General features: G+C 61.1%; 10 protein-coding genes. All 10 read left to right on the forward strand.

Translation table 11 applies throughout. The features are described 5' to 3' along the window. Nucleotides 1–234 precede the first annotated feature (234 nt). The 10 genes from G5221_RS02500 to nuoC all read left to right on the forward strand — a co-directional run bounded on the left by G5221_RS02500 (nt 235) and on the right by nuoC (nt 13,972). Nucleotides 235–993, forward strand: a complete 759-nt coding sequence (locus G5221_RS02500) for a flagellar motor protein (protein WP_421262753.1) — start codon at nt 235–237, stop codon at nt 991–993. Continuing rightward, entirely contained in the window at nt 971–1,846 is an 876-nt protein-coding gene (locus tag G5221_RS02505; RefSeq protein WP_194496089.1) for a flagellar motor protein MotB, read from the forward strand. Before G5221_RS02500 ends, G5221_RS02505 begins: the two co-directional genes overlap by 23 nt. Before the next feature lie 162 nt (nt 1,847–2,008). Then, entirely contained in the window at nt 2,009–4,147 is a 2,139-nt protein-coding gene (locus tag G5221_RS02510) for a TonB-dependent hemoglobin/transferrin/lactoferrin family receptor (RefSeq protein ID WP_421262754.1), read from the forward strand. Next, a complete protein-coding gene (locus tag G5221_RS02515) occupies nt 4,147–6,153 on the forward strand; it encodes a prolyl oligopeptidase family serine peptidase (RefSeq protein WP_421262755.1) in 2,007 nt (668 codons plus the stop codon). Before G5221_RS02510 ends, G5221_RS02515 begins: the two co-directional genes overlap by 1 nt. Then, on the forward strand, nt 6,150–8,597 hold the full coding sequence (locus tag G5221_RS02520; protein ID WP_421262756.1) for a proprotein convertase P-domain-containing protein: 2,448 nt from the start codon (nt 6,150–6,152) through the stop codon (nt 8,595–8,597). The genes G5221_RS02515 and G5221_RS02520 overlap by 4 nt, the downstream gene beginning before the upstream one ends. 59 nt (nt 8,598–8,656) lie before the next feature. Beyond that, nucleotides 8,657–10,096 carry a DUF1566 domain-containing protein gene (locus G5221_RS02525; RefSeq protein WP_421262757.1) on the forward strand — a complete coding sequence of 480 codons (1,440 nt, stop codon included), beginning with the start codon at nt 8,657–8,659 and terminating at the stop codon, nt 10,094–10,096. Between the two features lie 13 nt (nt 10,097–10,109). Continuing rightward, on the forward strand, nt 10,110–10,679 hold the full coding sequence (locus G5221_RS02530) for a DUF1566 domain-containing protein (protein WP_005351118.1): 570 nt from the start codon (nt 10,110–10,112) through the stop codon (nt 10,677–10,679). Between the two features lie 376 nt (nt 10,680–11,055). After that, a complete protein-coding gene (locus G5221_RS02535; protein WP_005344919.1) occupies nt 11,056–11,460 on the forward strand; it encodes an NADH-quinone oxidoreductase subunit A in 405 nt (134 codons plus the stop codon). Nucleotides 11,461–11,489: 29 nt separating this feature from the next. Further along, nucleotides 11,490–12,164: a NuoB/complex I 20 kDa subunit family protein gene (locus tag G5221_RS02540; protein ID WP_005344917.1), complete on the forward strand. Its 675-nt coding sequence runs from the start codon at nt 11,490–11,492 to the stop codon at nt 12,162–12,164. A gap of 2 nt (nt 12,165–12,166) precedes the next feature. Beyond that, the gene (gene nuoC / locus G5221_RS02545) at nt 12,167–13,972 is read left to right on the forward strand and encodes an NADH-quinone oxidoreductase subunit C/D (protein WP_421262758.1); all 1,806 of its coding nucleotides are present in this window, start codon (nt 12,167–12,169) and stop codon (nt 13,970–13,972) included. Nucleotides 13,973–14,012 lie beyond the last annotated feature (40 nt).

Here is a 14,012-nt window from a genome sequence, read left to right on the forward strand (position 1 = left end):
GCGACATGGATTCCCGGATCTGGATGATTGCGCACTGCTTGTTTCGCTCCTTGCTCTTATGGGATCAGTCTCTAGCCACAGATGCCATAACAGCACTCAGCCCCCCAGCGTTGTGCGCCACACCCGTTGCCACATACCACGCCGATTAATTGCTCAGCGATTGGATATCATTTTGAAAAACTGATACTTAACTAGCTACACTAGCGATTATCACCATACAGGGACGTGTAAAAAATGAGCTTGATTGGCTTGGTGCTGGCGTTGATCGCCATCCTTGGCGGCAACATGATCGAGGGGGGGCACCCCAGTGCACTGCTCGATCTGCCCGCATTCCTCATTGTGATCGGTGGCACCATAGGTGCTGCGCTGACCCAGTTCCCTTTCTCCGTCGTCGGCAGCACCATGAAGCGTTTCAAATGGCTGCTCTCCCCCCTCAAGCTCGATATGCATGAACAGGCCCTGTTGCTGGAGACCCTGGCAGGCAACGCCCGCCGCAGCGGCATGCTGGCGCTGGAAGGGATGATCGACGAGATCAAGGATCCTTTCCTGAAGAAAGGGGTGCAGATGATGGTTGATGGTTACGAAAAGACCAAGATACACGAGGTGCTGGAGAACGAGATCGAGTTCGAGCAGGAAGATCTCGAACAGACGGTCAAATTCTACGAAGCCATGGGCGGCTACTGCCCGACCATGGGGATCGTCGGCGCGGTGTTTGGCCTGATCCACGCCATGGGTCTGCTGGATGCCCCCGACAAGCTGGGCGGCGCCATCGCCGTGGCCTTTATCGCCACTATCTACGGGGTATCCGCCGCCAACCTGATCTTCTTGCCGTTCGGCAACCGTTACAAAGGGTTTGCCCACCAGATCCGCCACTACAAGGAGATGACCCTGACCGGCATTCTCTGCATCGTGGATGGCGAGTCCCAGGCACGCCTGCAAGTTACCCTCGAACCTTATCTGGGAGGTCACGGTGGCGAAAAAGAAAAAGGCTGAAGCACCGGAGAACCACGAACGCTGGCTGGTCTCCTATGCCGACTTCATGACCCTGCTGTTCGCCCTGTTTGTGGTGCTCTACTCCTTTGCCATGGCCAAACAGTCCGAAACCCGGGTGCTTATCCAGGGCTTTATCGAGTCTCTGGGTAAAATCGGCCTCATCTCCCCGCCTGCCGGCTCACCCTTGATGCAGGGGGGCACAGGGATTCTCGAGCCGGAATCAAAAACCACGCCGAGCAGCCCGAAAGAGGAGACTGTGCTGGAGAAAGATGCCCCCATGGCGGCATCGGACCCCTTCAACGAGACCATAGGTGCCTCGGAAAAACCGAGCGCCACCGAAGCCTGGCCCCACAAGACCCAGGAGCAGGAGTGGGTGCAGGTGACCAAGCAGAAGCTGGAGCAGCAGCTAAAGGCCCAGATCGAATCGAAGGATCTCGAGGTCGAGCAGCTTGGCAGCCAGCTGGTGATCCGCATCGGCGAGAAGGCGCTATTCCCCTCTGATTCGGCGTTCCTGCAGCCCCAGTTCATCCCGCTGGTCAACAAGATCGCCGGCATTTTGGCCAATATCCCGGGGCAGGTAGTGGTCACCGGTCATACCGACAACTCCCAGGCGCCGGTGGAGCTCTATCGCAACAACTGGGAGCTCTCGGTGCTGCGGGCCTCTTCCATCGTGCAAACAATGCTGACCAACCCCCAGCTGGATGCCAGACGAGTCATCGCTCAGGGGGTTGCCGACACTCAACCCCGCTTTGCTAATGACACCCCCGAACATCGCCAGGCGAATCGCCGGGTCGATATCACCCTCTCTCAAGGCAAGGCAGCAGAAGAGTCGCTGCAACTGCTCAAGCCCTGATCACCCCGCTCCCGCTTCGCGCGGGAGCCTCTTTTTAAAAACAAATAACTCAATAATATCAACACCATAAGCTCTTAATGATAATGATTACTATTTGTTGTCAAGTGGTCAGGCCTCTGCAATAATGCCGCCCTTCAGGCTTAAATAAAAACAATTATCATTATGAACAAACTGCTTCAGGCATGGCCGGCACTCCTGTGTGCCTCCGCTGGCGCGGCCGATCTTCCCCCTGTGGAGAAGGCGCGCAGCGACGACTCCATCATTGTCACCGGGCAACGGGTACAACAGAAACTCTCCGATGTCTCCGGCTCCATCACCGTCATCACCCAGGAAGAGCTGGACCGTCAGGTCGCCAGCGAGCTGACTCATGTGTTTCGCAAGATCCCCGGTGTCTCGGTCACCGGCTCTGCCGGGCGACCGCAAAACATCAGCGTGCGCGGCATCGGTGGCAACCGTATCCTGCTGATCAAGGATGGGGTGCGCGTCAGTGACGGCTTTGGCGCCGACAACATCAATGACAAGGTGGGTCGCTTCAACTTCGATCTCGATGACATCAAACAGATTGAGGTGGCCAAGGGGGCCGGCTCCTCCCTGCATGGCTCCGATGCCATCGGCGGTACCGTGGTGATGAATACCAAGCAGCCGGAAGATTATCTGCAACAGCAAGATAGCTATCTGGCGGCCAAGACCCTCTACGGTGGCGACAGCAACAAGAAGAAGCTCAGCATGACCGGCGCGGTGCGGGCACTGGAGAGCGAACATCTGTTACGCCTCTCCGGCTGGCGTGGCAACGAAACCGCCAACTTTGAGGAGAACCGCATTCCGGCTGATCTGGATGGCATGAGTGCCTCCACCAGCAGCCGCCTCCCCCTCAATGCCCATCACGCTCTGCGGCTGGAGCTGGACTACTACGAGGATCACGCCAAACGCCAGATGGGGCCCAAAGCGGTGCCCCAACCCGATGGCAGCTGGGACGTGGTCGGTTTTCAGGAAGATGGCGATCAGCGCACCCAGGGCGGCAAGTTCAGCTGGGAGGCCAACGATCTGGGCATGATCGATACCCTCAACTGGAGCCTGTTTGGCAATCAGTCACGCAACGAAGCCAACCAGCGCCAGCTGCTGCGCAACGATGCCCTGAGCGGTTATCCCAGATATCGCAGCCAGCGCACCCTCTCCACATTCGAGGAGCTGCGCCTTGGCAGTGAGCTGGAGCTGCAGAGCAAGCTGAGCACCGGCTCGCTGGATCACACCTTCAGCTACGGTGTGGAGCTGGAGCAGGCCAACCACGAGCGGCCGGTCAGCAATCTGACCCTGGAAGATGGCATCACCACCCAGGGACAGAAAGCCCCCTTCAGCAAGGCCGAGACCCGCCGCGATGGCATCTGGCTGAGCGATGTGATCGATCTGGGCAACTGGCAGTTTACCCCGACCTTGCGCTTTGACCGCCAGCGCCTGCGCGCACCGGACAGTAATCTGGCCGAGAACCACAGCGACCACTTCTCCCCCAGTGTGGCGGCCAGTTACCGCTTCAACGAAACATGGCGCAGCTGGCTCAGCTATGCCAACGGCTTCCGCGCCCCCGCTTACGATCAGGTTTACGGCAACATTCCCCACTACTTTGCCATGCCGCCATTCGAGATCATTGCCAACCCCAACCTCAAGGAGGAGACCAGCCACAGTCTGGAGTGGGGAGTGAATGGCCAAAGCGACAACTGGAGCGTCAAACCGGCCGTTTTCTACAACCGCTACTACAACTTCATCGACTGGCGCCAGACCGGTTTTCGCCTCGATGACGGTGTCTTCCTGCGCCAATATCGCAACGTTGCCAAAGCAGAAACCTGGGGCGCCGAGCTGGCCGCCAGCCTCTGGCTGAGCGACGAGTGGGAGCTTTCGACCAATCTGGCCTGGATGGATGGCAAGGATCACCGCGGTGAGCCGCTGCGCACGCAGACACCGCTGGAAGGCAACACCACCCTGCGCTGGCAACAGCTCGACTGGGGGGTTGAGCTCAGTGGCAACTATGCCGCCGCCATGACCAAGGTGCCACAGTGCGCCAATGCGCAGACTTGCTACAACGGTGCCTGCCAGAGCAGCGCAGGTTGGTTCAGTCTGGATCTCACCGGCGACTGGCAGATCACCGAGGCGCTCAAGGTCAATGCCACCATCGGCAACCTGCTCGATACCCGCTACGTCCGCTATCAGGATGTGGCCGGACTTCCGGCTGGCAGCGATACCTCCCTCTACAGCCAGAGCGGCCACTACCTGTCAGCCAGCCTCAGTTACCGTTTCGTGGGGATGTGATGAAACATCATGCAATCATGGCGGCCCTGTTGGCCGTCCCGTTGGCGTGGGCGCAAGAGGCCCTGCCACCCCCGATCCCGTCCCAGCCACACCTGATTTCAGGCAATCCCGTACGCCAGGATCCCTACTTCTGGTTGCGGGACGAGAGCCGCAGCAACCCGGCCATTCTCGCCCTGCTCAAGCAGCAAAATCGCTGGAGCGAGCAGCAACTCGCCGCGCAGCAGCCGCTGGAGGCAACCTTGCGCGCCGAGTTTGCCCGTCATCCGGCGGGTGAACCCGTACCGGACAACTGGCTTGTGCGCGGCGATCAGGCATGGCTGCTGCGCCCGGATGGCTCACTCTGGCAACGCTACGGGGGCAAGGTGCAGCAACGGCTTCCCGCCAGAGCGGGTGAGGGCTATTACGACGCGGGCGGCTGGGCCCTGAGCCCGGATAACCGCACGCTGGCCATCGCCGAAGACAGGCGCGGCGATCTCGACTATCAGGTCACCCTGCTCGATCTCCAGAGCGGCAAGGTGCTGGCCAGTTTGGCGCAGCGCAGCGCTGATCTCGCCTGGTCACAAGATGGTCGCACCCTCTACACCATCGCCAACGAGCGCTACACCCTGCGCCCCTGGCAGCTGCGCGGCTGGCAGGATGGCCAGGAGCAGACTCTCTATGAGGAGCAGGATCCCGCCTGGCTGCTCAGCCTCTATCGCACCACGGATGGCCAGCATCTGGTGTTGCAGGGCAACAACCACGACAGCTCGGAGCAATACCTGCTCGACTCGGGCAAGCCGCAGCAGATAAAACCCCGCCAGCGCGGGGTGGAATACTATCTGGACAGTCAATCCGGCTGGGTGATCAAGAGCAACCGGGAAGGGGCGTTTGCCCTCTATTCAGCCAGCACGCCGCTCGATGAGTGGCAGCGCCTGTGGCCCGCCAAAGGGGAAGATCTCGGCGATCCCGAGAAGTGGCGACTGTTTGATCGCCATCTGGTGGTGCAGTTTCGCCAGCAGGGGGAGGATTGGCTCGCCCTGCTCGATCGCAACGGCCATGAACGCCAGCGCCTGCCGCTGGCCAGTGGCGCCGGTACCGGCTGGCTGCAAGGAGAACATGACCCGGCCAGCGACCGCATTCTGGTGCGCAGTCAGGGCTTGAGTCAGCCCCCCGGCCAGCGCTGGCTGGATTTAAACAGCGGCCAGTGGATCAACGACCAGCACACCGCAGGCAATAAAGAATTGCCCTATCAGAGCGAGCGGCGCTGGATCACCTCTGCCGATGGCACCCAGGTGCCTGTCTCGCTGGTGTGGCGCAAGGATCTGGCCCCTCGCGCCGTACTGCTCTACGGCTATGGCGCCTATGGCACGCCGATGCGCCCCTACTACCAGAAAGAGCTGTTAAGCCTGCTGGATCGGGGCTTTGTCTACGCCATCGCCCATGTGCGCGGCGGCGGCATGCTGGGGGAGCAGTGGGCCCGCGACGGACGGGGCATAAACAAGCAGAACGGTATCAGCGACTTTATCGCAGCCGGCAACACCCTGCGCCACTGGTCGCCCGACTCTGCTCCCCTGCCCCTGTTTGCCATGGGGGGCAGCGCGGGGGGCACGCTGGTTGCTGCGGCCCTCAACCAGCAACCGACACTCTTTAGCGGCGCCGTGTTGCAGGTTCCCTTCGTCGATATGCTCGGCACCATGAGCGATCCTGCCCTCCCCTTGACCCGTCAGGAGTATCAGGAGTGGGGCAACCCGGCCAAGCCCGCAGAGTATCAGGCGATGCGCCGCATCAGCCCCTACGACAACCTGCACCGCGCCCCCTACCCGCCCCTGCTGGTCACTACCGCCCTGCACGACAGCCAGGTGCCCTACTGGGAGCCGGTCAAGTGGCTGGCCCGCCTGCGGGAGCACAGCACGGGCTCCGGCCCCTACCTGCTGCTGACCGAACTGGAGGGGGGCCACCGCGCCGGTGGCGGCGATCGGGCTCGTGAATTTGCCTTCTTGTTGCATCTGGCGGGGATCAACCAATGACCCTGCCGCTGATTGGGAGTACCACTATGAAACCCCTGTTGCCCGCCCTCTTGCTGGGGCTGGCTGGCTTTTCCACTCAGGCCGCCGAACTGCGTTTTGTCGAACAGGACGCCCCGGCCGATACCCGCCTCTGGCTCGAACAGCAGCTCGGCGTCACCCTGAGTGATGCCCCGGCCTATCAGCGCCAAGGCAAGCTGGGCCACTATCTGCATTATCGTCAGCAGCTCAATGGCGCACCGATCGCCGGCCTGATGGCCGCCGTCAGTCTCGATGAGCAGGGTCGCCCGTGGCGCCTTTATCACAATACCCGGCTGATGCAGGCACTGGCGACGCCATGTGATGAAGCAAGCCGCGCCGGGGTGGATGCCTATACCGCCACGCTGGATGGTACTGTGTGGCAATTCGCTGGCAGTGACGAAGCCCAGCCTTGGTACTGGCAGGATGGCGACACACTGACTGCGGCCTGGCGTCTGCTGGCGGTGGAAAGCCAGCCGGGCAACAGCAAGAGCAGCTACTGGCAACTGTTTGTCACCTGCGATGGCAGCGCCCTGCTGGGGCGCACGCTGCAAGAGGCCAACACCCGTGCCGAAGCGATCCCGCTGGCAGGGGAAGCGGCTACGGTGCAGGCCCGCATCTTTGCCCTCGACCCACGCACCCAGCTGCAAGATGGCAACCTGCTGTGGCGCCACGATCTGGTGCTGGACAACGGGGCCTATCGCACCGTCCCGCTCACGGTACAAAAGGTGGATGACACCTACCAGCTGAGTGGCCCACGCGCCCGGGTCGTGGATGGCACGGCGCCGGAAACTGCCCCCTTTAGCAGCCCTGATGCCGATGGCTTCCAGCTGGATCACCAGCAGCCCGCCTTCCTCGATATCAATGGCTACTACCATCTGGATCTGGCACAGCGCCATGTGGAATCCCTTGGCTACCCGACGCTGATGGGCGGCCCCCTGGCCATCGATACCGATGCAGGGGAGCAGGACAACTCTCTCTATGACCCCTTCCTGCGCCGGTTGGAAATTGGCCGGATCGGGGTACCCGATGCGGAAGATCCCATGGTGATCTGGCACGAGTTTGGCCATGCGGTGCAGCACCATATCCTGCCCGACATGGGAGAAGAGGGTGACTGGGGCGCCATCGGCGAGGGCTTTAGCGACTATCTGGCCGCCAGCTGGCGCCAGCGTAGTCCAGAGGCTCGCCAGTTCGAGCCTTTCATGGTCTTCAACTGGGATGCCAGGATCAGCGGCCGGACGCCCCGTCAGCTCGACGATCTGCGGGCGCGCTATCATCCGGGCTTCCTCTATCCGGCTCACCTCACCATCAACGGCAGCAACGGCGACCAGCTGTGGGGCACTCCGCTCTTCACCGCGCTGCGCCAGGCCGTTGAACAGTATGGCGAGGTAGCCCGTGACGAGTTCGATACCCTGCTGATTGAATCCCACTTCGGCCTCGGCCCGCAGGTGCGGATGCCCCAGTTGGCGCGGGTCACCGTGGATACCGCCAACCGCCTCTATCCGGATCGCAGTTATGGCAAGCTGCTGGAGCAGGCCTTCCGCCACCACGCCCTGCTGCCCACGCCCATCGCGGCCCGCCTTGCCGATGACAGCTACCTGTTGCCCGGGGAGAAAAAGAGCCTCGCCATCGAATTGACCAACCAGAGCGGCCGCCCCCTGACCGTGGCTGACGCCAGCCTGCTCCCGAGCAAGGGTCTCATGGGTGACGGTCACTGGCAAGGAGAGCTAAACGCCGATGGCACCGCCCGCTGGACCCTGCCGCTGGAAGCAGCGAGCAACCTGACCTGTGGCGAGGCAGTCACCTTGCTGCTGCAGTTCCAGCTCACCCTGCCCAGCCCCACCGAGCGCCAGACCCGCCTTGACCTGCAACTGCCGATCGGTGAACCGCTCTGGCAGCGGGCCATCGGCCAGGGTGGCCAGATCAAGGATGCGGTGAGCGATGAACGGCACGGCCTGTCCCGCTTCACCCTCACCTTGCCCGAGAGCAAGGCCCGCATCGACAGCGGATTCGTGGTCGCCCTCGATCTGGAGCACAGCAAGCTGGAGCAGCTGGAGATCTGGCTCACCTCCCCTTACGGCACCCGGATCAGCCTGTGGAACAAGGGTTACGCCAGCCATACCCGGCTTAAGGGGGAGTTTCCCCGTGAACTGGTACCGTTCGAATCGCTGGACAAGCTGCATGGCGAACCGCTCGCTGGCCGCTGGCTGCTGGAGATCAACGACACCAGCGCCGGTGACACCGGTCAGTTGCGCAACTGGCGTGTAGCCCAGCAAGTCGGCGCCCGCTGCGACAAGGATGAAGCCCTGCCCAACACCGGCATCATTCCCCTTGAGCAGGATGAAGGGGGTGGCGGCACGACTTCCCCCCTGCTGCTGTTGCTGGCCCTCTGGCCCCGCCTCTGGCGTCGGAGCACCCCGCGCCGTTGAATCCTGTACCACGGGGGTTACCGCCCCCGTGAACCTGTGACCGAATCAAGGAATGTGAAGTGAAACCATCCGTACTGGTTATTGCAACCCTCTCAGCCCTGCTCAGCGCCTGTGGCGGCGGGGAAGATAACGCACCACTGGCGATCCCGGACTACCGGGTCGATGTCGCTCTGCCGACTGCCGGTACCCTGTGCGCCGATCTGGATCAGAACTGGCAATGTGATCCCGCCGATCCTGCCGTCAGCGGCGAAGGAGCTGTGGCCCTGGTCAGCCGTTCGGCCAACATCGTCAACTCGCCCCTGCTGTTCGTACCGAGGAGCGGAGGGCTGCTGCTGGCACATCCGGCCGCCAAAGGGGATCCACAACGGCTACAACCGACCCTGCTCAGCACCCTGTTGCAGAGCCGCATTGCCGAAGGGGTGGCCGCCGATCGCGCACTGACGCAGCTGCTGGCCGATCTCGCGCCGCTGCAACCGGGCAGCGACCGCGCGGCCCTCGCAGGTCTCGGCCAGTTTGATCAGGCGCTGCAGCAGGTGGCGATCAGCTTGCAGCAACAGGCCCGCACACGCCTTGCCACCGCCAAGGAGACCCAGTTGCTTACCACCAGCTATCGCGCCATCAGCCTGATGCTGGAGCAATTGGCTCAGGAGTGGCAGCGCAACGGCCAGTTTGCTGAAGAGACCCAAAGCGAGCTGCTGACCCTGCTGGTGCAGCAGCAGCCACGCAACCTGCTGACCGTCACCGGCGTCACCACCTTCAGCGATGGCAACGACCCGCTGCTGGAACAGGAACCCGATGACTATCCGGGACAAGATGCCAGCTGGAATCGCACTCGTCCCCAGCTTGCCTATCGCAAACTCGATGATCGCGGTCAGGCGCTCCCTGACAACGCGCCGAGCTGGCAGTGCGTCAAGGATCTCAATACCGGTCTGGTGTGGGAGGTCAAATCGGATGATCCCTTGAGCCCGGCCTGGAAAAGCAGACCCTTTGCCTATGAGGATGAGCAGTTCAAGGCGACCGCAGGCGAGCAGCAAGCGGCCTACCAGCATATTCATAAGAGGATCGAACAGCTCACCGCCGAAGGAGATCTGGCGGCCCTCGCCCGGGCACAGGCGCTGACCACCATGCTGACCACCCGCGCGTATCAGCAGTGGCTCAATGGCGAGCAGCGCTGCGGCATCAGCCAGTGGCGGCTGCCCAGCATGGGTGAACTGATGTCACTGATGCACTACGGTAGCCTGGCCAAGGACCCGCTGGGTCAGCGCATCATCGTGGATACCCGTTACTTCCCGGATATCGCCCCCTCGGAAGATGACACCTACCATGGCTACTACTGGAGCGCCACCAGCAACACAGCTCAGCGCTTCTCCGGTGGCCCCATCAGCAAACGCACAGTCCTGCTCCTGGGAGAAGATGCGGGCACCACCTATCCCGCGCTGGTGCAGCAAGATACCTATATCGAGCTGATGCAGGTACGACTGGTCGCCACTCCCCAATAATCCGAGGAATATCATGAGCCTTTATCGCTTTTCGTTCGCCATGCTGGCACTGCTGGCCCCCCTGGCCCACGGTGCTGCCATTTGTGATGACACCATGGATCGCACCGCCCCCTCTGCCCGTTTTCTTGACCATGGCAACGGCACCGTCACGGATCAACACACCGGCCTCACCTGGATGCGCTGCAAACTGGGGCAGACATGGAGTGGCAGCAGTTGCCTGGGTGAACCGACCGTTTACTACTGGCAGCAGGGGCTGCAAGTGGCGGAGCGGATCCGCAGTGACAGCAGCCATGCTCTCTATCACTTCGGCGGTATCAGCCAGTGGCGCCTGCCCGACATCAAGGAGCTGGCGACCCTGGTCGAGCACGCCTGCTACAAGCCCTCTCTCAATGAAGCCATTTTCCCGCGCGCCATGGCGGGGGGCGGTAAAGAGGTCAATGAGGGTTATGTCTATCTGATGAGCAGCACGGTAACCTCCGCCAATGGTCAGCGGGCGTATCTGGATATTACCTCGGGAGATATCGGTCTTCGCTCCATTGGCGCCTACCCGGATCAGGTCTTGCTGGTCGCCAATAAACCCTGACCGCCCCACGCTCGAAACCGGAACGCGATGACAGGAGAGGCTTGAAAGCCTCTCTTTTTATTGCTCTTGCCGCCCCCTACCTCACCCGCCATCACGCTCTTCTCCCGCCTGTGCCCCCTGCCCGCGATACCGACCTGATCTTGCTTCGCACGCGACATACCCCTTTCAGGTGATGACGAGGAGCAGCTCTCTGCGCTTTCCAGGCCTTTCTCGCCCGCCATAACCAACAAAAAAGTGCGCTTCTTAACAAAATTTAATTACCGGTTAACCGATTAATAATTAACCCGTAAAAATGACATGTAAATCAGTGCGAAAGTGTCATAATGCGTAACATTATTGTTAAGTCACTTGATTAATTTGGTTAGGAAAAACCTCTATGTTTGCTGATATTTCTGCTCAACATTGGGCTTTTGCCATTTATGTCATCGGTGCCATCACCATCTGTCTGGTGATGATAGGCCTCGCCGCCCTGCTGGGAGGTCGTGCCTACGGCCGCACCAAGAACAAGCCATTTGAATCTGGTGTCGACTCGGTCGGCAGTGCCCGCCTGCGTTTTTCCGCCAAGTTCTATCTGGTCGCCATGTTCTTCGTCATCTTCGACGTCGAGGCGCTCTACCTGTTTGCCTGGTCTGTCTCCGTGCGGGAGAGCGGCTGGGTCGGCTTTATTGAAGCCACCATTTTCATCGGACTGCTGCTTATCGGCCTGATCTACCTCTGGCGCATCGGCGCACTGGACTGGTCACCGCGCAAACCGCAGCTGAACAACAAAAACAGTGATTGAACCACAGACCCTTTCCTTGAGGTTGCACCATGAAGTACACCCTGACCCGGATTGACCCGGATGCCCCCGTTGAGCGCTACCCCCAGGAGCAGCGCCAGACCGTCGATGACCCACTGGCGCAAGAAGCGACGCGCGGCATCATGATGGGCCGTCTCGAGGAGGTGCTGCAAGACACAGTCAACTGGGGCCGCAAAAACTCCCTCTGGCCTTACAACTTCGGCATCTCCTGCTGCTACGTGGAGATGTGTACCGCCTTCACCTCCCCCCACGATGTGGCCCGCTTCGGCGCCGAAGTTATCCGCGCTTCGCCCCGTCAGGCCGACTTCATGGTGATTGCAGGGACCCCCTTCATCAAGATGGCGCCAGTCATCCAGCGCCTGTATGAACAGCTGCTCGAACCCAAGTGGGTGATCTCCATGGGGGCCTGTGCCAACTCAGGCGGCATGTATGACATCTATTCAGTGGTGCAGGGGGTAGACAAGTTCCTGCCGGTCGACGTCTACATTCCGGGTTGCCCACCCCGTCCCGAAGCCTTTTTGCAAGCCCTGATGCTGCTGCAGGACTCCATCGGCAAAGAGCGCCGTCCCCTCTCCTGGGTAGTGGGCGATCAGGGGATCTACCGTCCCCAGATGCAGGCCGAAAAAGAGCGCAAGCGCGGCGAACGGATCAATGTGACCAACCTGCGCACGCCGGATGAGATCTGACCATGAAACTGACTCGTGATTTTCCCAGCAATTACGCCATGGCCCAGTGGCAGCCCAGCGACCACAAGGATGCCAAAGTCATTGGCGAACTGTTTGCCCACTTCGGGGCCGAGCACTTCACCGTGCAGACCACGCGTACCGGCGTACCGGTGGTCTGGCTTCCCCGCGAACTGCTGCAGGATGTGATGAGCTTCTTGCGCAAGGTGCCCTCCCCGTTTGTGATGCTGTTTGATCTCAGCGCCACCGATGAGCGGCTGCGCAGCCATCGCGACGGTCTGCCCCAGAGCGACTTCACCGTCTTCTATCACCTCATCTCCATCGACCGTAACGCCGATGTGATGTTGAAAGTGGCGCTGGCCGAGAGTGACCTGCATCTGCCCACCATCACCAGCCACTTCCCCAATGCCAACTGGTATGAGCGGGAAGTGTGGGATCTGATGGGCATCACCTTCGACGGTCACCCCCATCTGACCCGCATCATGATGCCCAAGAGCTGGCAGGGTCACCCGCTGCGCAAGGATTACCCGGCGCGCGCCACCGAATTCGATCCCTTCATGCTCGATGCAGCCAAACAGGACATGGAGCAGGAGAACCTGCTGTTCAAACCGGAAGAGTGGGGCCTGGCCCGCGGCAACGAGAACGAGGACTACATGTTCCTCAACCTCGGCCCCAACCACCCCTCTGCCCACGGCGCCTTCCGGTTGGTGTTGCAGCTCGATGGCGAGGAGATCCGCAACTGCGTGCCCGACATCGGTTATCACCATCGTGGTGCCGAGAAGATGGGCGAGCGCCAATCCTGGCACAGTTACATCCCCTATACCGACCGGGTCGAGTATCTGGGCGGGGTGATGAACAACCTCCCCTATGTGCTGGCGGTCGAGAAGCTGGCTGGCATCAAGGTGCCACAGCGGGTCGACATGATCCGGGTGATGATGGCGGAGCTGTTCCGCATCCAGAGCCACCTCTTGTTCCTCGGTACCTATATCCAGGACGTGGGGGCCATGACCCCGGTCTTCTTCACCTTCACCGACCGGCAGAAGATCTACACCATCATCGAGGCGATCACCGGAGCCCGTATGCACCCGGCCTGGTTCCGTATCGGCGGTGTGGCCCACGACTTGCCGAAGGGATGGCAACGGCTGGTACAGGACAACCTGCTGAGCTGGCTGCCCAAGCGTCTGATGGATTACGAAAAAGCGGCGATGCGCAACAGCATTCTGCGCGGTCGCACCATAGGGGTATCGGCCTACACCACCGAGCAGGCGTTGTCCTGGGGTACCACGGGGGCCGGATTGCGCGCCACCGGCCTCAACTTCGACGTACGCAAATGGCGTCCCTACTCCGGTTACGATCAGTTCGACTTTGAAGTGCCGGTCGGCAGCAATGGCGATGCCTACGACAGAGCCACCGTGCGGATCGAGGAGATCCGCCAGAGCATGTCGATCATCGAGCAGTGCATGAAAAACATGCCGGAGGGTCCCTTCAAGGCGGATCACCCCCTCACCACGCCGCCGCCCAAAGAGCGCACGCTGCAACACATCGAGACCCTGATCAACCACTTCCTGCAAGTGTCGTGGGGCCCGGTGATGCCCGCAGCCGAGTCGTTCCAGATGATTGAGGCGACCAAGGGGATCAACAGTTATTACCTGACCAGCGATGGCTCCACCATGAGCTACCGGACCCGGATCCGCACCCCGAGCTTTGCTCACCTGCAGCAGATCCCCTCGGTGATCAAGGGCAGCATGGTGTCGGACCTCATCGTCTATCTGGGCAGTATCGATTTTGTTATGTCGGATGTGGACCGTTAAGTGATCCGCCCTCCCGGTCATGGCCGGGAATCGGGATCGC

Origin of the sequence: Aeromonas sp. 602200 (genome assembly GCF_049173895.1) — a bacterium.
Taxonomy (GTDB): domain Bacteria; phylum Pseudomonadota; class Gammaproteobacteria; order Enterobacterales; family Aeromonadaceae; genus Aeromonas; species Aeromonas veronii_A.